Source organism: Stenotrophomonas sp. CASM106 (assembly GCF_049384825.1).
In the GTDB taxonomy this organism is placed as follows: domain Bacteria; phylum Pseudomonadota; class Gammaproteobacteria; order Xanthomonadales; family Xanthomonadaceae; genus Stenotrophomonas; species Stenotrophomonas muris.
The window spans coordinates 1-20,099 of the sequence record NZ_JBMRFS010000012.1 but is presented as its reverse complement, the minus strand read 5'-3'; the positions used below and the strand labels follow the sequence as shown (position 1 = coordinate 20,099).

15 protein-coding genes and 1 pseudogene are annotated in these 20,099 nt (G+C 66.9%); 8 read left to right on the top strand and 8 right to left on the bottom strand.

Annotated elements, in window-relative coordinates:
* Window positions 1-2: 2 nt before the first annotated feature.
* The 6 genes from ppk1 to lpxH all read left to right on the top strand — a co-directional run bounded on the left by ppk1 (window position 3) and on the right by lpxH (window position 9,710).
* Window positions 3-2,090 (top strand): polyphosphate kinase 1, encoded by a 2,088-nt coding sequence (gene ppk1 / locus VG556_RS19895; protein ID WP_032955925.1) that lies wholly within the window; start codon window positions 3-5, stop codon window positions 2,088-2,090.
* A 175-nt stretch (window positions 2,091-2,265) separates the two neighbouring features.
* Window positions 2,266-3,792 (top strand): exopolyphosphatase, encoded by a 1,527-nt coding sequence (gene ppx, locus VG556_RS19890; RefSeq protein ID WP_032955928.1) that lies wholly within the window; start codon window positions 2,266-2,268, stop codon window positions 3,790-3,792.
* Between the two features lie 317 nt (window positions 3,793-4,109).
* A complete protein-coding gene (locus VG556_RS19885; RefSeq protein ID WP_100449390.1) occupies window positions 4,110-7,034 on the top strand; it encodes a TonB-dependent receptor domain-containing protein in 2,925 nt (974 codons plus the stop codon).
* Between the two features lie 170 nt (window positions 7,035-7,204).
* On the top strand, window positions 7,205-8,350 hold the full coding sequence (locus VG556_RS19880; protein ID WP_049407510.1) for a glycosyltransferase family 4 protein: 1,146 nt from the start codon (window positions 7,205-7,207) through the stop codon (window positions 8,348-8,350).
* Window positions 8,331-8,870, top strand: a complete 540-nt coding sequence (locus VG556_RS19875; protein ID WP_100449389.1) for a phosphatase PAP2 family protein — start codon at window positions 8,331-8,333, stop codon at window positions 8,868-8,870. The genes VG556_RS19880 and VG556_RS19875 overlap by 20 nt, the downstream gene beginning before the upstream one ends.
* Window positions 8,871-8,963: 93 nt before the next feature.
* Window positions 8,964-9,710, top strand: a complete 747-nt coding sequence (gene lpxH / locus VG556_RS19870) for a UDP-2,3-diacylglucosamine diphosphatase (protein WP_032955937.1) — start codon at window positions 8,964-8,966, stop codon at window positions 9,708-9,710.
* Window positions 9,711-9,799: 89 nt separating this feature from the next.
* Here lpxH and VG556_RS19865 read toward each other — a convergent pair whose 3' ends face one another.
* Window positions 9,800-11,053, bottom strand: coding sequence for a M12 family metallo-peptidase (locus tag VG556_RS19865; protein ID WP_014646083.1), 1,254 nt, complete (start codon window positions 11,051-11,053; stop codon window positions 9,800-9,802).
* A 225-nt stretch (window positions 11,054-11,278) separates the two neighbouring features.
* Between VG556_RS19865 and VG556_RS19860 the strand changes: the two genes are divergently transcribed.
* On the top strand, window positions 11,279-12,736 hold the full coding sequence (locus tag VG556_RS19860; RefSeq protein ID WP_111144186.1) for a DUF2235 domain-containing protein: 1,458 nt from the start codon (window positions 11,279-11,281) through the stop codon (window positions 12,734-12,736).
* 67 nt (window positions 12,737-12,803) lie between these two features.
* Here VG556_RS19860 and VG556_RS19855 read toward each other — a convergent pair whose 3' ends face one another.
* The 6 genes from VG556_RS19855 to VG556_RS19830 form a co-directional block, all read right to left on the bottom strand.
* Entirely contained in the window at window positions 12,804-13,628 is an 825-nt protein-coding gene (locus VG556_RS19855; RefSeq protein WP_049407161.1) for a ferritin-like domain-containing protein, read from the bottom strand.
* A gap of 9 nt (window positions 13,629-13,637) precedes the next feature.
* Window positions 13,638-15,104: an amidophosphoribosyltransferase gene (gene purF, locus VG556_RS19850; protein WP_005408246.1), complete on the bottom strand. Its 1,467-nt coding sequence runs from the start codon at window positions 15,102-15,104 to the stop codon at window positions 13,638-13,640.
* A 30-nt stretch (window positions 15,105-15,134) separates the two neighbouring features.
* Window positions 15,135-15,914 carry a CvpA family protein gene (locus VG556_RS19845; protein WP_014036126.1) on the bottom strand — a complete coding sequence of 260 codons (780 nt, stop codon included), beginning with the start codon at window positions 15,912-15,914 and terminating at the stop codon, window positions 15,135-15,137.
* A gap of 46 nt (window positions 15,915-15,960) precedes the next feature.
* Window positions 15,961-16,989, bottom strand: coding sequence for an SPOR domain-containing protein (locus tag VG556_RS19840; protein ID WP_100449388.1), 1,029 nt, complete (start codon window positions 16,987-16,989; stop codon window positions 15,961-15,963).
* Window positions 16,990-17,069: 80 nt separating this feature from the next.
* On the bottom strand, window positions 17,070-18,341 hold the full coding sequence (gene folC, locus VG556_RS19835; RefSeq protein WP_100449387.1) for a bifunctional tetrahydrofolate synthase/dihydrofolate synthase: 1,272 nt from the start codon (window positions 18,339-18,341) through the stop codon (window positions 17,070-17,072).
* Window positions 18,342-18,382: 41 nt separating this feature from the next.
* Window positions 18,383-19,027 carry a histidine phosphatase family protein gene (locus VG556_RS19830; protein WP_014646078.1) on the bottom strand — a complete coding sequence of 215 codons (645 nt, stop codon included), beginning with the start codon at window positions 19,025-19,027 and terminating at the stop codon, window positions 18,383-18,385.
* Window positions 19,028-19,251: 224 nt separating this feature from the next.
* On the opposite strand from VG556_RS19830, the gene VG556_RS19825 reads away from it, so the two are divergent.
* Window positions 19,252-19,875 (top strand): hypothetical protein, encoded by a 624-nt coding sequence (locus tag VG556_RS19825; RefSeq protein WP_100449386.1) that lies wholly within the window; start codon window positions 19,252-19,254, stop codon window positions 19,873-19,875.
* 66 nt (window positions 19,876-19,941) lie between these two features.
* Here the strand turns inward: VG556_RS19825 and VG556_RS19820 are convergent.
* Window positions 19,942-20,099, bottom strand: a pseudogene (locus VG556_RS19820) (IS110 family transposase); the annotation flags it as partial.

Here is a 20,099-nt window from a genome sequence, read left to right as displayed (position 1 = left end):
CCATGAGCAGCCTCGGATCCCTCCCCCTCCCCGTGAGCCCGGACAACGATCCGTTGCGCGACCCGTCGCTGTACATCAACCGCGAGCTGTCGCAGCTGGATTTCAACTTCCGCGTGCTGGCGCAGGCCATGGACCCGCAGGTGCCGCTGCTGGAGCGCCTGCGCTTCATGTGCATCTCCTGCACCAACCTCGACGAGTTCTTCGAGATCCGTGCCGCCGCCGTGCGCCACGCGCAGGAATTCGGCCTGCCGCCGGCGCCGGACGGCATGAGCCCGCAGGCCATCCTCAACGCCATCCATGACCGCGCTGCGGAGCTGGTGGACCAGCAGTACCGCTGCTGGAACGAGACGCTGCGCCCGGCGCTGATGGAGGCCGGCATCGGCGTGCTCGGTCGCCATTCCTGGACCGACCGCCAGAGGCGCTGGCTGCGCGCCTACTTCCGCAACGAGATCATGCCGGTGCTGTCGCCGCTGGGCCTGGACCCGGTGCACCCGTTCCCGAAGATCCTCAACAAGTCGCTGAACATCGTGGTGGTGCTGAAGGGCACCGATGCGTTCGGCCGCGCCGGCCACCTGGCGATCGTGCGTGCGCCGCGCTCGCTGCCGCGCATCATCCAGCTGCCGGAGAAGCTCGGCGGATCGCAGAACTTCGTGTTCCTGTCCTCGGTGCTGTCGACCTTCGTCGATGAGCTGTTCCCGGGCATGGAAGTCCAGGGTGCCTACCAGTTCCGTGTCACCCGCAACTCCGAGCTGGTGGTGGACGAGGAGGAAGTGGAGAACCTGGCGCTGGCGCTGCGCGACGAACTGGTCGACCGCGGCTACCGGCCGGCGGTGCGCCTGGAGATCGCCCACGACATGCCGCGCGAGATCGTGCGCACGCTGCTGCAGAATTTCGGCCTGACCGAGAACGCGGTGTACCGCATCGACGGCCCGGTCAACCTCAACCGCATCATCCAGCTGTACGACCTGATCGCGCAGCCGGACCTGAAATACCCGCCGATGACCCCGCGCACACTGCGCGACAGCGACGGCATCTTCGAGACCACGGCGCGCCAGGACCTGCTCCTGCACCACCCGTTCGATGCCTTCACCGCGGTGCTGGACCTGATCCGGCAGGCGGCGATCGATCCCAACGTGCTGGCGATCAAGCAGACGCTGTACCGCACCGGCAAGGATTCGCTGATCGTCGACGCACTGATCCAGGCCGCGCGCAACGGCAAGGACGTGACTGTAGTGGTCGAACTGCGTGCGCGCTTCGACGAAGAGGCCAACCTGGGCCTGGCCGATCGCCTGCAGGAGGCCGGGGTGCAGGTGGTGTACGGCGTGGTCGGCTACAAGACCCACGCCAAGATGCTGCTGATCGTGCGCCGCGAAGGCCGCAAGCTGCGCCGCTACGTGCACCTGGGCACCGGCAACTACCACAGCGGCACTGCCCGCGCGTACACCGACATCAGCCTGATCACCGCCGATCCGGACATCGGCAATGACGTGCACCTGTTGTTCCAGCAGCTGTCCGGGCTGGCCTCGAAGATGAAGCTCAAGCGCCTGCTGCAGTCGCCCTTCACCCTGCACACCGGCATCCTCGGCCGTATCGAGCGCGAGACGCGCATCGCCGCCGCCGGCCGCCCAGCGCGGATCATCGCCAAGATGAACGCGTTGAACGAACCGCAGGTGGTGCGCGCGCTGTACGCCGCGTCGCAGGCCGGCGTGCAGATCGACCTGATCATCCGTGGCGCCTGCACCCTGCGTCCGGGCGTTCCGGGTGTCTCGGACAACATCCGCGTGCGCTCGATCGTCGGCCGCTTTCTGGAGCACAGCCGCGTCTACTGGTTCGGCAACGACGGCGCGCCGGAGATGTACTGCGCCAGCGCCGACTGGCTGGAACGCAACCTGCTGCGCCGGGTCGAGACCTGCTTCCCGATCCTCGATCCGGAACTGGCCAAGCGGGTGTACCGCGAGGTCCTGCAGAACTACCTGGACGACAACCTCAACGCCTGGGAACTGGACGCCGACGGCGTCTACCACAAGCGTGCGCCGGCGCACGACGAAGCCCCGCATTCTGCGCAGATGGCATTGATGCAGGGGCTGTAATCCTGCCCCGGTGGACCCCGACCGCTGGTCGGGATTCGATCAGCGGTCGCCCGGGGTCAGATCCCTTTCCTGCGGGAAAGGGATCTGACCCCTTGCAATCCTGCTGCACGCCTCCTTCCAAAATGTGAAGGCCGCGCGGTGACGAGCACACCACCGCTTCGGCTAACATTCGCCCATGCCGCATACCTCCACGACTCCGCCCGCATTGCAGGATGGCGACCTGCTGGCCGCCATCGACCTTGGCTCCAACAGTTTCCACATGGTCATCGCGCGCTACACGCTCGGCCAGCTGCGGGTGATCGACCGCCTGCGCGAGACGGTGCGCATGGCCGACGGGCTGGATGGCAAAGGCGGACTGTCTTCCGCCGCACGGCAGCGCGCGCTGGAATGCCTGGCCCGTTTCGGCCAGCGCATCCGCAATGTGCCGCCGCATCGGGTGCGCGCGCTGGCCACCAACACGGTGCGCCAGCTGCGTTCTCCCCAGTCGTTCCTGGTCCCGGCCGAAACTGCACTGGGACACGCCATCGAAGTGGTCAGCGGCCGCGAAGAAGCCCGCCTGATCTACCTGGGCGTGGCCCACGCGCAACCCCCCAAGCCCGGCCAGCGCCGGCTGGTGATCGACATCGGTGGCGGCTCCACTGAATTCATCATCGGCATGGGCATGCAGACCCTGGAGCGCGAAAGCCTGCAGGCCGGTTGCATCGCCAGCACCCGGCGCTTCTTCCCCGGCGGCAAGCTCAGCAAGAAGCGCTGGAAGGACGCGCTGGCCGAGATCGGCCGCGAGTTCCAGCCCTTCGCCAGCAAGTACCGCGCGCTGGGCTGGCAGGAGGCGCTGGGTTCTTCGGGCACGCACAAGGCGATCAGCGAGATCTGCGCGACGATGAAGCTGAGCAAGGGCGCGATCACCGCCGAGGCCCTGCCGCAATTGCGCGATGAGCTGCTGAAGGCCAAGAAGATCGACGACATCCAGTTGCCGGGCCTGTCCAGCGACCGCCGCCCGATCATCGCCGGCGGCATCCTGGTGCTGGAAGCGGCGTTCCAGGCACTTGGCCTGCAGAAGCTGCTGGTCAGCAAGGCCGCGATGCGCGAGGGCATCCTCTACGACATCGTCGGCCGTGCCGGCGAGAACGACCTGCGCGATGAATCGGTGGCCGCGCTCAGCCAGCGCTACGGTATCGATACGGTACAGGCCGACCGCGTGCAGGACACTGCTCTGTCACTGCTGGAGCAGGTGCAGGAACGCTGGAAGCTCGATGCCGATGATGCGCGCATGCTCGGCTGGGCCGCACGCCTGCACGAACTGGGCCTGATGATTGCCCACAGCGGCTACCACGTGCATGGCAGCTACGTGCTGGAGCACTCGGACATCGCCGGCTTCTCCCGCCAGGAACAGCAGATGCTGGCCGCGCTGGTGCGCAGCCATCGCCGCAGCGTGACCAAGACCGCCTTCGACGCCCTGCCCGAGCGACTGCTGCTGACCGCGCGCCGGTTGGCGGCCCTGCTGCGGCTGGCGGTGCTGCTCAACCGCGCGCATGAGGACGACCCGCTGCCGGCGCTGGAACTGACCGCCGACGACAACCGGCTGTCGCTGATCGTGCCGCAGGCATTCATCGATGCCCGTCCGCTGCTGCGCGCCGACCTGATCGGCGAGACCGACGGGATCGCCGGGCTGGGCATCCAGTTCCGTCCGTTCGTAGCCTGAATACGCCGTCGCCTGTTGTCCACAGGACAGCAGGAGTGACGCACTTCGCACCCCCACTTTGCGCAGTCTGGCGGTTTTTTGTGCTGCTTCGCAACACAGCGGCGGGGTACGGGGCGTCCCGACCATCACGTAAGCGCCTGCTTTTGTTCACGTTTTGTGAAGGGCGGCGGTCCGCTGTGACATAAATGGATACGAACCCTTTACAGAGCATTAACTAACGAGACTACTATCGGGTCACCGGCTCGGTCATCGACCCTGCTGGCTCCTTCGACGCCCACTTTGGCGTCCTTTGCACGACCTGAGAGAGAGAGCTCGCCATGACTTCACGCACCACCGCACTGGGGCAGGCCATCCGCTACGCCCTGGCTACCACCGCAGCGCTGGCCGCCGTGCCTGCGTTTGCCCAGGACGGCAGCAGCGCCACTCCCACCAACCTCGACCGCATCGAGATCACCGGCTCGCGCATCCGCCAGGTGGACGTGGAAACCGCCCAGCCGGTGTTCGCGATCAGCCGCAACGACATCGAAAAGCAGGGCTTCAGCTCGGTTGCCGACATCCTGCAGAACGTCACCGCGATGGGCAGCCCGACCATCAGCCGCGCCAATGCGCTGACCGCGGGTGAAAACGCGGGTGGCACCTACATCGACATGCGCAACCTGGGCACCCAGCGCACGCTGGTGCTGGTCAACGGCAAGCGCATGGGCATCAGCACCTCCGGCTACCAGGACATCTCCACGCTGCCGGTGTCCGCCGTGGAGCGCATCGAGGTGCTGAAGGACGGCGCCTCTGCGATCTATGGCTCCGACGCCATGGCCGGCGTGGTGAACATCATCACCCGCTCCAATGTCACCGGTGTGACCGCCAACGTCTATCACGGCCAGTACAGCCAGGGCGACGGCGCACGTGACCGCTTCGACGTGGTCGCCGGCTGGAGCAACGATCGCGTGTCGTTGACCTTGTCCGCCGAGCATGCCGAAGAGAAGGGCGTGTGGGCGCGCGATCGCGGCTTCAGCAAGTACGGCATGACCGATCGCCATCCGTACGACAGCAGCAACTGGACCACGATCAGCCAGTACGGCCAGTTCACCGGTCTGCGCGGCCCGGGCTGTACCGCCACTGCGGGCTGCGGCTATTCCCTCAACCGCGGCGCGGATCCCACCAACCCGGCCAATTACCACCTCACCGATAGCACGCCGTTCACCGGTGACGTGAGCAACGCCAACGACCAGATGCACGTGATGTATCCGGTCAAGCGCGACTCGGTCTATTTCGACGGCCGGTTCAAGATCACCGACAACGTCAACTTCCGCACCGAGCTGGGCTACAACCAGCGTGAGTCCACCCGCCAGATCGCGGGCTATCCGCTGCAGTCGAGCACCGCCGGTGTCGGCTCGATGTCGATCAACAGCTACTTCAATCCGTTCGGCCGCCAGCACGGGTATGCCACCCCGACCGCCGTGGCCTGGAACCGCCGCACCTGGGAAGTGCCGCGCGTGACCACCAGCGAGCTGAAGACCTACCGCGCGGTGGCGTCGTTCGACGGTTCGTTCGAGATCGGCAGCCGCTACTTCGACTGGGAAGTGGGTTACCAGTACAACCGCAATGAACTGGAATCGGTGGCGACCGGCAACCTGCACAAGGGTCGCGTCGCCGGCGGCGTCGGCCCGTCGTTCTACAACGCCGCCACCGGCAAGGTGCAGTGCGGCACCGCCGCTGCACCGATCTCCTATGACGTGTGCAAGCCGTGGAACCCGCTGGTGCCGTACGGCACGACGGCTGCCGATGGCCTGTACGGCAACGAAGAACTGCAGGCGTGGCTGTTCCCGGAAGAGATCACCAAGGGCCGTACCACCTCCAAGAACTTCTTTGCCAACATCGCTGGCAGCATCGTGACCCTGCCGGCTGGCGACCTGGGCTTCGCGTTCGGCGTGGAAAGCCGCAAGGAAGAAGGCAAGTACACCCCGGATGCCCTGGCCCAGACCGGCGCGACCACCAACCTGGCCGCGGGCCCGACCGGCGGTGACTACACCGTCAACGAGGCCTACCTGGAAGTGAACGTTCCGGTGCTGGCCGACCTGCCGGGCGCGAAGGAACTGACCTTTAATGGCGCAACCCGCTTCTCGGACTACAACACCTTCGGCAACACGCTCAACAGCAAGTTCGGCTTCAAGTGGAAGCCGATCGACTCGCTGATGGTGCGTGGCACCTGGGCCGAGGGCTTCCGTGCACCGACCATCAGCGACCTGTTCGGTGGTGGTTCGGAGACCTTCGCGCAGTTCAGCGATCCGTGCGACACCCGCTTCGGTTCCTCGGCCTCCAGCGCGGAAGTCCGTGCACGTTGCGCACGCGACATCGCCAATGCGAATACCTTCCGCCAGCTGCGCCAGGGTGGCACCCCGGTGAACACGTCGACGGACGCGACCCCGGTGCCGTTCACCTCCGGGTCGAACCCGCTGCTGACGCCGGAAACCTCGACCAGCAAGACGCTGGGCCTGGTCTGGAGCCCGAGCTTCATCCAGGGCTTCAACGCCTCGCTGGACTGGTGGAAGATCCGCATCGACAACACGATCATCGCCGACACGCCGACCCAGATCCTGCAGGACTGCTACGAATCGGGTATCGACGCGCGCTGCTCGCGCTTCCAGCGTGACCCGGTGACCGGCATCGTGACCAACCTGAAGTTCGGCAACCGCAACGCGGGCTTCATGGAAACCGAAGGCTACGATCTGGACGTGAGCTACCGTCTGGACACCCGGTTCGGCAAGTTCAACGTGAACTCGGCCACCACCTACGTGTCCAGTGCGACCTACCGCACCTCCAACGACAGCTCGATCGTCCCGATCGTCACCAACGGCATCGGCAGCGCTTTCCGCGTCCGTTCCAACCTGGTGCTGGGCTACGAGCGGGGCAACTTCGGCGCGAGCTGGACCGCGCGTTACTATTCGGGCGTGAAGGAAACCTGCTCGAACATCGCGCTGTACCCGGACGAGTGCTCGGATCCGGGTGTGTACGCACCGTGGTACAAGGGCGCACGCAACTACAACGAGCGCGGCGCGGTCACCTTCCACGACGTGCAGGTGCGTTACTCGCTGCCGTGGGACGCCACCGTGTCGGTCGGTGCCAACAACGTGTTCGAGAAGACCGGCCCGGTCATGTACAGCAAGCCGAACTCGGCCTTCTCGTACTACGGTGGCTACGATATCGGCCGCTTCGTCTACATGAAGTACCAGCAGCGCTTCTGATCCATCGCGCTGTCAGGTGAAGCACGACAACCACGGCCCTTCGGGGCCGTGGTTTTTTATTGGCCGCCGCGCCCAGGCGCTGGCCGGCGCCGCCGTCATCTGATGGTCGCAAAGCGGTCATGTCGGCTACATCGCCAGGCCCGAGCATGCCGGAAACCCGGAGGCCCGCCATGCGCTATGCCATCGTCACCGAGACCTATCCACCGGAAGTGAACGGCGTCGCCCTCACCGTGCAGGGGCTGGAACAAGGTCTGCGCGCAGCCGGGCACGAGATCGACCTGGTCCGCCCCCGCCAGTCCAGCGAAGCGCTGGATTCGGCACCCGGCACCTTGCTGGTTCCCGGCGCCGCCCTGCCCCGCTACCCCGGCCTGCGTTTCGGACTGCCGGCGCCGATCCGGCTGGGCCGCCATTGGCAGAAACAACGCCCGGATGCGGTCTACATCGCCACCGAAGGTCCGCTCGGCTGGTCGGCACTGCGCACTGCGCGCCGCCTCGGCATTCCGGTCGCCAGCGGCTTCCACACCCGCTTCGACGAGTACCTGCCCGACTACGGCGTGGCGTGGCTGCAGGCCGCAGCCATGCGCTGGATGCGCCGTTTCCACAACCAGGCCGATGCCACCCTGGTGCCGACCCGCGAGCTGCAGCAGTTCCTCGGCGAACAGGGCTTCGAGCGCGTGCGCCTGCTGGCCCGCGCGGTGGACAGCCAGCAGTTCGATCCGGGACGGCGCGATCCCGCGCTGCGCGAGGAATGGGGCGTGGATGGCAACGGCCTGGTGGCGATCTATGTCGGCCGCATTGCTGCTGAAAAGAACCTCGGCCTGGCAGTGAAGGCATTCCGCCGGCTGCAGCAGATCCGGCCCAAGGCACGCTTCGTGTGGGTCGGAGATGGCCCGGCCCGCGAGAAGCTGGCACATGAAAACCCCGACTTCATCTTCTGTGGCATCCAGCGCGGCGATGCGCTGGCCCGGCACTTCGCCAGCGGCGATCTGTTCCTGTTCCCCAGCCGCAGCGAAACGTTCGGCAACGTGACCCTGGAAAGCATGGCCAGCGGTGTGGCCACCGTGGCCTTCGACTACGGCGCCGCGCGCGAGTACCTGCGCAATGGCGAGAACGGCGCAGCCGTGGACAGCGACGATCAGTTCATCGAGGCCGCCGTGCGACTGGCCGCCGATGACGCGCAGCGCCGCGAACTGGGCGGCAATGCCGCACGCGCGATGAAGCGCCTGCATCCACAACAGGTGGTGGCCGAGTTCGATGCACTGCTGGCCGAACTGGCACAGTCGCGGAGGAACGGCCATGCGCACTACGCCGCTTGAGCTGCTGGCCGGGCGCGAAGCACGCTGGTGCCGGCGCGCAAACCACTACTGCCGGCGGCGCCGCGTGCGTCGCCTGTTCGCGGTCATCAGCCGGCTCGGCGATGGCGTGTTCTGGTACGTGCTGATGGCCGCGCTGGTGGTGCTGGACGGCTTCGACGGCCTGCGCGCCTCGGTGCACATGGCCGCCACGGGCCTGGCCGCGCTGCTGCTGTACAAGGTCCTCAAGCGCTGGACCCGGCGCCCGCGGCCCTACGCGGCCGACCTGCGCATCCGCGCCTGGGTGGCGCCGCTGGACGAGTTCAGTTTCCCCTCCGGACACACCCTGCATGCGGTGTCGTTCACCATCGTGGCACTGGCCTACTACCCGTGGCTGGCGCCGCTGCTGGTGCCGTTCACCCTCGGCGTCGCACTGTCACGGGTGGTGCTCGGCCTGCACTACCCCTCCGACGTGCTTGCCGCCACGGGCATCGCCGTCCTGCTGGCTTCGGCCAGCCTGACCTGGCTGCCGCTGCCGGTATAGCCCCGGGGTCAGATCCTTTTCCTTCGGAAAAGAGATCTGACCCCCACAATACCGGCGGCGCTACCGTCATCATTGATGGCCTAGAATGCGGGCATGACCACGCTGTTCATTTCCGACCTGCACCTGGACCCCAGCCGTCCGGAGATCACCGACCTGTTCCTGCGCTTCCTGCGCGAGCAGGCGCCCGGCGCCGATGCGCTGTACATCCTCGGCGACCTGTTCGAGGCCTGGATCGGCGACGACACGCCCTCGCCCGCCGCCGACACGGTGGCCGATGCGTTGAAGGTGCTGTCCGACAGCGGCGTGCCGGTGTACTTCATCCGCGGCAACCGCGACTTCCTGCTCGGTGAGGACTACGCGCGCCGTGCCGGCCTGCGCATCCTGCCCGACCCGTGCATGATCGAACTGTACGGCCGCGCGGTGCTGCTGCAGCACGGTGACCTGCTGTGCACCGATGACATTCCCTACCAGCAGTTCCGTGCACAGACGCGCGACCCGGTATTCCAGGCGCAGTTCCTGTCGCAGCCGCTGGCCGCACGCATCGCGTTCGCGCAGAAGGCGCGCGAAGCCAGCCAGGCGCGCCAGTCCGAGATGAAGCAGGACGATCGTGCGCAGTTCGAGTCGGTGACCGACGTGGCCCCTGCCGAAGTCGATGCCACCTTCGTGCGCCATGGCGTGGACACCATGATCCATGGCCATACCCATCGGCCGGCGATCCACACGCTGCAGGCCGGTGGTCGCGAGCGCACCCGCATCGTGCTGGGTGACTGGTACGAACAGGGTTCGGTGCTGCGCGTGGATGCCAGCGGCTGGACGCTGGATACGCTGGCGCGCGAATAACGGATCGCAAGGTGCCAACCAAGGTTGGCATCTACCAGAGCAGGTGCATGCGCCCGGGTAGACGCCGGCCTTGGTCGGCGCCTGGACAGTCAGCGGAAGGCCGCGATGGTGGCCTTGGTGTTGACCAGCACGCGCTGGTTGTCGGCGGTGCTGGCATTGCCCATCGGGATGCCGTTGTAGCTGATGTTCGGGTTGGACCAGTAGTTCAGGCGCGGGCAGCTGCGGGTGCAGTTGTAGGCCATGATCGTGCGCCAGCCGGTGCCGGTGGCGGGCTCGTAGCGATAGCCGTGGCCATAGGCATAGGGCGAGGTGCTCGAGTCGGTGGCGATGTCATGCCGCGCACTCTGCAGATGGCCGATCTCGTGCGCGAACGAGTAATAGCCGGTCGCGCAATCCCAGTACACGGCCGCGAACGCGGTCGACGCCGTCGAGCCGATGCCCGAGGCCAGGCCGCAGTAGGCGGTGTTGTTGATCAGCAGCACGCCCACATCAGCCGTGTAGGTATTCCGGCTGGTGTGGATGCTGTCCATGTAGCCATCGCTGGTGCCACGGAAACGCGCCAGGTCGGTATCGAAGCTGCCCGATTCGGTGTAACTGGTGGTTTCGTAGCGGGCCAGTTCCATGGTGATGCCGACGTTGCTGTTGACATAGCCCTGGTTCGATTCGGCCACGGCCAGCTGCACCAGTGACTGCATGTTGCCGCCATAGGCGGCGACGGCGGCATTGGTCGCCACCACCAGCACGCGGATGGTGGCCGGCGTGCCGGACGAGGCCTGCGCGATGCCGAGGCGATCGTTGTTGCCCATCGGGATCTTCGGCAGCTGGTTGTAATCGGCCGGATGGTCGGCCGGCATCCGCGACTCGTCCACTTCCACAAGCACGTGGCGGTTGCCCAGCGGGCGCAGGCGGTACAGCTTTCCATCCTTGCGGATCGAGCCGGTGATGGTATCGCCCGAGCGCACCAGGATCAGCGAATTGCCGGGGTCGTCCTGGCCGTTGGAGGTGGCCGCGGTCAGCTTGTCCGAGGGCGAACGGAACTGGCCGTACCAGATGCTGCCGCCATCGGGCAGCGCTTCAACCTTGCTGCGCACGGCCTGCACGCGCTGGCCGAGCAGTTCGAATTCCAGCTGCGGCTGTGCAGTCGCGGCTGCATCAACGCGCACTTCCTGTACCGTCGCGGTGGACGGAGTGGCCAGCAGCTTGCCCAGCGCGGGCTCACTGTTTGCCGATGCGCGGCTGATGACCGTCACCGGCTCGAACAACGGTGCCGCATGCGCGGCCGCCGCCACCGACAAACCCAACACCAGGCCACCTGCCGCTTTGCCAATCGATCTGGACAACATTGCGTCGCTCCTTGAATGATGTGAACAGCGTTGATGCAGCACGACCCGGTTTGCCGGGTTTGGCCATATGGCCTGCGCGGCTCGTGTGAATTCAATAGGCGAGTGGAATGAAAGTCAGGATTTGTGATCCACCGCATCTGCGTTCAGTCAGGTCAAAAGCGTCACTACACTTCGCCAACACACCACTTTCGCGCTACCGTGACGCAGCCACGACGGGGAATGCACATGGCACCATCGCAGGACACGGACGAAGATGTCGGCTTGCTGCGGATCGGCCTGTTCTTCGATGGCACCCGCAACAACGCGCACAACCTCGCGCGTGGTCGACCACAGCAGCCGCGACCGCGCCCGGCGCAGCTGCGTGCGGATGATGATTCGACCTACCAGAGCCGGCTGACCAGCAGCTACGACAACGGCCTGACCAACATCGCACGCCTGCAGCAGCTGTACCCGGACAGCCGCCGCGATGCGATGGCCACGCCTTCGCTGTCGATCTACGTGGAAGGTGTTGGTACCCGCGATGACGCCGACGACGACCTGATCGGACTGGCGTTCGGTATCGGCGCCAGCGGCGTCCGCGCAAAGGTGCAGCGCGCGCTGCAGGTGGTGCTGCCGGCTGCGCTTGCAGAACTGTCCACGCGTTGGCGGCAACCGCTGCGTCGCGTGCAGCTGGATCTGTTCGGGTTCTCTCGAGGCGCTGCCGCCGCACGTGATATCGCCAACCAGCTGCAGGGCTGGGATACCACGCGCTGGCGGCAACTGCTGCAGTCGTCCGGCCTGGTCTGTACGCCGGACTTCGCCCCTGCCCTTCCGGTGCTGCGATTCATGGGCCTGTTCGATACCGTGGCTGCGGTCAGTGGTGGCCGCGCCGACGAACAACCGCAGCTTGCCCTGTCCAGTGGCATCGCTGCACGCGTGGTGCAGTTGACCGCGCGCGACGAGCATCGCCAGCACTATCCGCTGACCACGGTGGCACCGCCGTTCACCGAGATCGCTTTGCCCGGCGTGCACGCCAACATCGGCGGAGGCTACAACCAGCTGGAGGAAGGCCCCAAGCTGCTCAGCCGCCCACGTCGCCAGCAGCTGCGCCGCCCCGCCGTTGCCGACTACCAGATTCCCCCGCTGGCGATGCTGCAGGCCACCACGGCTTACGCTGAAACGCAGGCCGATGCCGAACGCTGGCGGCAGCAGCTGGGCGTGGACGAAAAGGAAGTGTGGGTGGATGTCTGGCACCAGTGGCAGCAGCAGCGCCGCGCCGGCAGCCGCAGCGTGCTGTTGTCCCCGGTGCTGTACGTGACTGCCGCCGTGGTACTGCGGCGGCGCATCGACTGGCGCTACCAGTTGATCGCGCTGCAGGTGATGCAGCAGCATGCCATCGATGCCGGCGTGACCTGGCGCGCCAGCGCTGCCGAGATTCCCGGCTGGGAACTGCCGTCGGCCCTGCAACCGATCGCACGGCGGCTGGTGGCAGGGCAGGCGTTGACCCAGACCCAGGAGGCGCTGCTGCGCCGACGCTACCTGATGCAGTCGGCGCACTGGAATTTCGACGCGCTGGGCGACACCGCCCTGACCTATGCCGCCGATGCCGGCGTCAGCGAACTGCCCTACCGGCCCGGTCCCGGCCTGTTCTACATCAACCGGCCCACCGTGGATGGCAAGCGCGTGGTGCTGCCCAACGCATGAAAAAGGGGACGGAGGGGATTAAGTCGTTTGTGGCACAAACGACTTAATCCCCTCCGTCCCCTTTTCTTCAACCGGCCTGTTCGACCAGGTTGGCGAGCTCGTCGGCGTCGAAGCCGGCCAGCAGGCGCGCTTCGATGTTGAACGGCCCGTGCAGGTAGCCGCCGGCGTATTCCACCAGCAGCGCCTTGAAGCGCGCACGCGGCTCGACGCCGGCGCGATCGCAGTACCAGCGGTACCAGCGCGAACCGGCGGCAACGTGCGCCACTTCCTCGCGCAGGATCACTTCCAGTACGTCGGCGGTTTCACCATCACCGACATTGCGCAGCTTCTCGATCATGCCCGGTGTCACGTCCAGGCCGCGCGCTTCCAGCACGCGCGGTACCAGGGCCATGCGCGCCAGGCCGTCATGCGCGGTCTTTTCGCACATTTCCCACAGGCCGTTGTGCGCGGGGAAATCGGCGTAGTCGTGACCATGCGCCTGCAGGCGCTCGCGCAGCAGCATGAAGTGCCGCGATTCGTCGTCGGCACAACTGACCCAGTCGGCATGGAACGCTGGCGGGAGGCCGCGGAAGCGGTACACCGCATCCCAGGCCAGGTCGATCGCGTTGAGTTCGATGTGGGCGATGGCGTGGATGAAGGCGGCGCGTCCTTCCACGCCGCCCAGCCCGCGCCGGGGCACTTCGCGCGGATGCACCAGCACCAGCCGTGCCGGCCGGCCAGGCATGCGGATCGGTTCCGGCGGCGGCGCATCGGCAGCCACCTTCAGGCGGCCGGCACGGAACGCGGCGGCATACGCCTGGGTCAACGCGACCTTGCGCAGCGGGTCGGCTTCGGCCAGGCACCGCTGCGCCGCGCGCAGCAGGTCGCCACCAACGTCGGGTACATCGACCACGCCTGGACCTCAGGCGCGGCGCTTGTGCTTGGCGTCGTCCGAACGCAGCTGCTGGATGCGCTCGAAGTAGCCCGGCTCGATACCCGTCGGGTAGTGGCCGTTGAAGCAGGACGAATCGAAGTTGCGCAGCGCCGGGTTGCCCTCGCTCACCGCCGCTTCCATGTCCTCCAGATCCTGGTAGATCAGCCAGTCGCAGCCCAGGTGGGCCTCGATCTCTTCCACGGTGCGGTTGTGCGCGACCAGCTCTTCGGCCGCCGGCATGTCGATGCCGTAGATGTTCGGGTAGCGCACCGGCGGTGCCGCGCTGGCCAGGTAGACCTTGCGCGCGCCCGCATCACGGGCCATCTGCACGATCTGCTGGCTGGTGGTGCCACGCACGATCGAGTCGTCCACCAGCAGCACCACGCGGTTGCGGAACTCCAGGTGGATCGGGTTGAGCTTGCGGCGCACCGACTTCACGCGTTCGCCCTGGCCCGGCATGATGAAGGTGCGGCCGATGTAGCGGTTCTTGATGAAGCCTTCGCGGTACTTCACCCCGAGCACGTTGGAGATCTCCAGCGCGGCATCACGCGAGGTATCCGGGATCGGGATGATGGTGTCGATATCGTGGTCCGGGCGCAGGCGCAGGATCTTCTCGCCCAGCTTGATGCCCATGCGCATGCGCGCCTTGTGCACCGAGACGTTGTCGATCATCGAATCCGGACGCGCGAAGTACACGTACTCGAAGATGCACGGGGTGTGCTCGGCCGGCTCGGCGCAGATTTCCGAGAACAGCTCGCCGCGGGCGGTGATCACCAGGGCTTCGCCCGGCTGCACATCGCGCACGCGCTGGAAGCCCAGCACGTCCAGCGCGGCCGACTCGGAGGCCACGATGTACTCGTCGCCCTCGGCATGGCTGCGCTTGCCCAGCACCAGCGGACGGATGCCGTGCGGGTCACGGAAGGCCACCAGGCCCAGGCCCAGCACCACGCTGACCACCGCATAGCCGCCCTTGCAGCGGCGGTGCACGCCAGCCACCGCGCGGATCGCGGCTTCCGGGCTCAGCTGGCGCTGCTGTTCCAGCTCATAGGCGAACACGTTCAACAGCACTTCGCTGTCCGAATCGGTGTTGACGTTGCGGCGGTCCTGCTCGAACACCTGCTGGCGCAGCGCCTCGGTGTTGATCAGGTTGCCGTTGTGGGCCAGCGCGATGCCGTACGGCGAGTTGACATAGAACGGCTGCGCCTCGTCCATGCCTTCCGAGCCGGCCGTCGGGTAGCGCACATGGGCGATGCCGACGCTGCCTTCCAGGGTGGACATGGTGCGTGCATCGAACACATCGCGGACCAGGCCGGTGGCCTTCTGCACCCGCAGGCGGCTGCCATTGGCCGTGGCGATGCCCGCGGCATCCTGGCCGCGATGCTGGAGAACGGTCAAGCCGTCATACAACTGCCCGGCGACGTTCTGGTTGCCGACGATTCCGACGATGCCACACATGGTGCGAAGTCTCCGCTGGGCTGTGCCCAGTTACAAGGAAGGTGGCCGTACCTGGCCGCGGTGGTCGCCGCGCCTGCGGTCGACATTGGCCGGATCGCCCGGCTCGATACTGTCTGGCAGTGCTGGGGCGTCCGGGCGCACTTCGGCCGGATCGTATGCGTCGCCCTGTTCCGCTTTCGCGGGCCGCAGCCATCCGCTGCCCGCCACTACCTGGTTGAGGATGCCATTATCGCCTGCTGCGCCCGGCTTTCCCAGATCGGCGCCTGCGCTCTTCCCCAGCTCCATCAATGCAGATGGGGACAGCATGTCGGTCGGCAAGGTCTTGGGCAGCAGATCGGCGCCGGGCACCTGCCAGTGCGGCAGCTTCCCGTTCATCCAGGCCACGGCCGGGTTCAGCACCGGGCGGACCGCCGAGCGCTTCCAGGAGGGTTCGGCGGTCAGCGGGGTGAAGCCGGCCAGCAGCACCAGGATCGCCGCGATCAGGCCGCCACGCACGGCGCCCAGCACGCCGCCCAGCAACCGGTCCAGGCTGGTCAGCATGCTGCGATGGATCATCGCCTTGATGACCATGCCGATCACCGCGACCACGATCATCACGCCAATGCCCACGCCCAGGTAGCCGCCAACGAAATGCTCGCCGCCGGGTGCGGCCGGGGCCGCCCACCAGCGTGCCGCATCGTTGCCGAAGGCGAAGGCCGCCCACGCGGCCAGCAGCCACGACAGCGTGCCGATGACGATTCCAACAAAGCCACGCAGCATCCCGAGCAGGGTCGAGGCGGCGATCACGATCAGCAGCACCACGTCGATCATGGCGCCCCGCTCCTTCGGCGGCGCTGGCAACGGGCCTGCGCGTGGATCATGGGTGCGGTCGGACCATGCCGGCCACGCCGACCTTGGCGGCGACCTGCGCCTTCAGCTGCTCGGCGTCAGCGCGGTTGGCCACCGGTCCGACGCGGACGCGATGCAGCGTGCCCTTTTCAGTGCGTACCTGCTCGACGAAAGCACTGAAGCCGGCGGCGCGGACCTTGTCGCGCAGCGCGTTGGCATCGTTGGCCTGGCCGAACGCGCCCAACTGCACGGCGAAGCCGACGCCACTGGCCGCCGGTGCTGTCGGCGTGGCAGGCGCCGGCTTGTTGGCGGCGGCCTCCGGCTTCGGCTCGGGCTTGGCGTCCGGCTTCGGAGCCTCGGGCTTCGGTGCCGGCTTGGGCGGCTCTGGTTTGGTGGTCGCCGTCGGCGTGCTTGGCGGCAGGCTTTCGCTGCGCACCGGGTTGCTGGTGGCCGACGGCGCGGTGGCCGCGGCCGGGGTGCTGGTGGTCGGCGCCGGCGTGGCGGCAACCGTCGCACTGCTGCCTGCCGCCGCATCCAGGGTGATGACTTCTGCCTTCACATCGGCGCGGATCTTGACCGCCTGCAGGCGCGCGGCTTCGGCCTGGGCACGGTCGGCATACGGCCCGACACGCACACGCCACGCCTGGCGCCCGCTGATGGTGGTGGTTTCGGCGAAGCCTGGCAGCTGCGAGCGCTGCAGGTAGGCGATCACCGCATCGGCGTCGGCCTTGCTGCCGTAGGCGCCAAACGTGACGGCGAAGTTGCCGGCGGCAACCGCCGGAGACGTGTCCACGGTCGGCGGCGTAGCCGGCGCGGCCGTCTCCTGCAGCGGCTTGGCCTGCCCGGTCTGCAGGCCGGTGGCTCCACCGGCCGGAGCAACCAGCGGCAGCTCACGGGTTTCGAACTGGCCATCGGCCGGTGCGTCCGGCGCGGCGATCGGCACCGAGGCCACACCGCTGTCCGGCGCCGGTCCCTTGACCAGCATCGGCAGGAAAATCACGGCCAGCGCCACCAGCACGATGGCACCAATCAGACGCTGTTTCAGAGGCGTATCCACGTGAGGCGGCAACTGTCCGGAGGTTGCGGTCGATTATACGGGTGCCGGACCGGACGGCGTCGGCATTGGCTGAACGCGGATCAGGCGGCGCCCTGCAACCATTGCAGCGCGGCAGCGGCGGTATGGAAGGAGCCGAACACCAGTACGCGGTCACCGCGCCCGGCCTGGGCCAGTACCTGTGCCAGCGCCCGCTCGACAGTATCAGCGCGCTGGGCCTTGGCCGCCGCCGTACCGGCCAGGCGGGCCTGCAACTGGGCAGCACTCTGCGCGCGCGGGCCGTCCAGTCCGGCCAGGGTCCACTCGCCGACCACGTCCTGCAGCGCCTGCACAACGCCCACCGCGTCCTTGTCCTGCAGCGCGGCGTACACCGCCAGGGTGCGCCCGGCCGACGCTTCGGCCTTCAGCGCGCGCGCCAGCTGGCCCGCCGCCTGCGGGTTGTGCCCGACATCGACACGGACCTGCACGCCGTCACGCTCGAACGCCTGCAGGCGGCCAGAGATGCGCGCCGCCGCGACACCAGCAGCCCACGCCGCACGCGGCACCGGCTTGTCCAGCGCGCGCAGCGCAGCGATGGCGGCACCCGCGTTGGCCAGCTGGATCGGGCCGGCCAGCGCCGGGGTCGGCAGTTCCATGCGCAGGCCGACATCGCGCCAGCGCCAGCGCTGGGCATCGATTGGTTCGTAGAAATAATCGCTGCCGCCGCGGATCGCGTTGGCGCCGACCAGGTAGGCACGTGCGAGCACGCTCGACGGCGGGTCGGTCTCGCCCAGGATCACCGGCTTCCAGCCACGGATGATGCCGGCCTTCTCGGTGCCGATCGCTTCGCGGTCCCCGCCCAGCCATTCGGCATGGTCGATGTCCACGGTGGTGATCACCGCCACGTCAGCGTCGACGATGTTGACCGCATCCAGGCGACCGCCCAGGCCCACTTCCAGCACCGCCAGGTCCAGCCCGGCGTCGGCGAACAGCTGCAGCGCGGCCAGCGTGCCGTACTCGAAATAGGTCAGCGTGATATCGCCACGCGCGGCCTCGATGGTGTTGAAGGCGGCGACCAGCGCCGCATCCTCCACATCGTGGCCGTCGATGCGCACGCGCTCGTTGTAGCGCAGCAGGTGCGGCGAGGTGTACGCGCCGACCTTCCAGCCGGCAGCACGCGCGATGGCTTCGATGAAGGCCACGGTGGAGCCCTTGCCGTTGGTGCCACCGACCACGATGGTGCGCTGGGCCGGCGCCCCCAGGCCCATCGCCGTGGCCACGGCGCGCACACGCTCCAGGCCCATGTCGATGGTCGCCGGGTGCTGGCGTTCAATGTAGTCCAGCCAGTCGGCCAGGGTGGTCGGGGTGTTCGTCACGGCAGCGGTTCCAGCAGAAGCAGTTGATGCGAGGGGATGGATCAGAGTGCGCGGTGCTTGGCTTCGCCAAAGAACGGCGTGTGGTGGGCACAGTCGTTCAGGCGCACCACTTCCAGGCTGTCCAGGTCGGCGCCTTCGAGCAGGTTGAGCGTGGTCGGCGCCTGGCGGAAGGTCCACAGGCGGGAGATCGGCAGGCCCAGCACCTTGCACAGGATCACGCGGTTGACCGCGTCATGGGCGACCACCAGCAGGGTGTCGTGCTCGCCGAGGCCTTCGGTGGCGCGGGCCAGGCCGCGCCAACTGCGCTCCAGCACCAGGCGCAGCGATTCACCGCCGGGCATCAGCACGGTGTCCGGCTCCTCGCGCCACGCCTTCAGGCGCGACGGGTCCTTTTCGTTGATTTCGCTGGCCAGCAGGCCTTCCCACTCGCCGTGGGCGATTTCCTGCAGCTCCGGCTCGGTCAGCAACATGTCGGCACGGGCGGCACCGAGTGCCAGCTGCGCGGTGCGCTGCGCGCGCGACAGCGGCGAGGCGACGGCACGGGTGATGTCCACCGAGGCCAGGCGGGCGCCGAGGGCCTGGGCCTGGGCTTCACCGATCGGCGAAAGCGGGATGTCGATCTGGCCCTGGTAGCGGCCTTCGGCGTTCCACGGCGTTTCGCCGTGGCGGGCAAGCAGGATGCGCATGCGTGCAAGGGGTCCTGGGGGAGGAGGTTCCGCGTTTCGTTCACATCCTGTGAAGTACGCGGAACAGGGATGATACCTGTTCGGCGCACCGGGCCGGTCAGCCAAGCGCACAGTGCGACCAACGAGGTCGAAACGGACAGCCACGTTCACTTCTCAATTTGCAACCAATCTGATGGTATTGCTGGCAACCGATGTCCATGCTCTGGGCTTTTGCGGGCCCATCCATGTCCAATCGCTCCTACCTGTGCTGCAGCCCCTCGCCGGGCATCTATCCCAGTTTTGCCGAGGACTACGATTCCGACGTGCAGACGCTGGCAAATGATGTCTACTGCATACCGCTGCTGTGGCCTGCGCTTTTCACGCCCGAGGATTTCCAGCGGGCTGATTTCGAAGTCGATGGCGAAGTTGTGATCGGACAGGCACCTTCGGCACCCAAACAGAAAGTGCTCGAAACCCTTCGGCGCCGCCGCACAGGCGTCATCCAGGCATTCAAGGGTATCGGTGATCTTGCTCCGTACGTGAACATGCTCGAGCGGGTGATTGAAGACGCACCGTATGAGTTCATTTCAATCGAAATGGACGAAATTGCCGCCCTGAACGATCCCGAGGAAGAGTTCTATGAAGCATTCAAGCGCTTGTTGTCCGGATTGGATGCACCGGACGAAGACGTTTGCGAACAGCTGATCGCGCTGGCTGCAATGGAACACAGCTGGCCTATCCCATCCGTCCGCCTGCATCTCGACAGCCTTGAGGGCTCGGAAGATGACTACTGGAATCACTGTCGGGTGCTCGGAGCGGGCAGCGATGTGTCGGGAATGGGGCGCCCGGTTCCCTGGGAAACCGCTTAAGGCTGCTGACAAAAACCCCGCGACAGACGTCGCGGGATTTCAGGATTTGCAGTAGCAACTGTCTTGTCAGGGGCAGCCGAGGGCCACCTCGGCGTCCCGCTTACGGGCGTTGAGGATCACCAGCATTTTGCGCATGACCGCCACGAGCGCCACCTTGCTCGCTTTGCCTTTGGCCTTCAGGCCAGAGTAAAACGTGCGCAGTCTTGGCTCGTACCGGATGGCCG

What these genes read in the sequence shown, in the direction of transcription:
- ppk1 (WP_032955925.1), top strand. Translation starts at nt 3, where the DNA reads ATGAGCAGCCTCGGATCCCTCCCCCTCCCCGTGAGCCCGGACAACGAT.
- VG556_RS19825 (WP_100449386.1), top strand. Translation starts at nt 19,252, where the DNA reads ATGTCCAATCGCTCCTACCTGTGCTGCAGCCCCTCGCCGGGCATCTAT.
- VG556_RS19875 (WP_100449389.1), top strand. Translation starts at nt 8,331, where the DNA reads ATGCGCACTACGCCGCTTGAGCTGCTGGCCGGGCGCGAAGCACGCTGG.
- VG556_RS19885 (WP_100449390.1), top strand. Translation starts at nt 4,110, where the DNA reads ATGACTTCACGCACCACCGCACTGGGGCAGGCCATCCGCTACGCCCTG.
- purF (WP_005408246.1), bottom strand. Translation starts at nt 15,104, where the DNA reads ATGTGTGGCATCGTCGGAATCGTCGGCAACCAGAACGTCGCCGGGCAG.
- VG556_RS19865 (WP_014646083.1), bottom strand. Translation starts at nt 11,053, where the DNA reads ATGTTGTCCAGATCGATTGGCAAAGCGGCAGGTGGCCTGGTGTTGGGT.
- VG556_RS19845 (WP_014036126.1), bottom strand. Translation starts at nt 15,914, where the DNA reads ATGATCGACGTGGTGCTGCTGATCGTGATCGCCGCCTCGACCCTGCTC.
- ppx (WP_032955928.1), top strand. Translation starts at nt 2,266, where the DNA reads ATGCCGCATACCTCCACGACTCCGCCCGCATTGCAGGATGGCGACCTG.
- lpxH (WP_032955937.1), top strand. Translation starts at nt 8,964, where the DNA reads ATGACCACGCTGTTCATTTCCGACCTGCACCTGGACCCCAGCCGTCCG.
- VG556_RS19880 (WP_049407510.1), top strand. Translation starts at nt 7,205, where the DNA reads ATGCGCTATGCCATCGTCACCGAGACCTATCCACCGGAAGTGAACGGC.
- VG556_RS19830 (WP_014646078.1), bottom strand. Translation starts at nt 19,027, where the DNA reads ATGCGCATCCTGCTTGCCCGCCACGGCGAAACGCCGTGGAACGCCGAA.
- VG556_RS19860 (WP_111144186.1), top strand. Translation starts at nt 11,279, where the DNA reads ATGGCACCATCGCAGGACACGGACGAAGATGTCGGCTTGCTGCGGATC.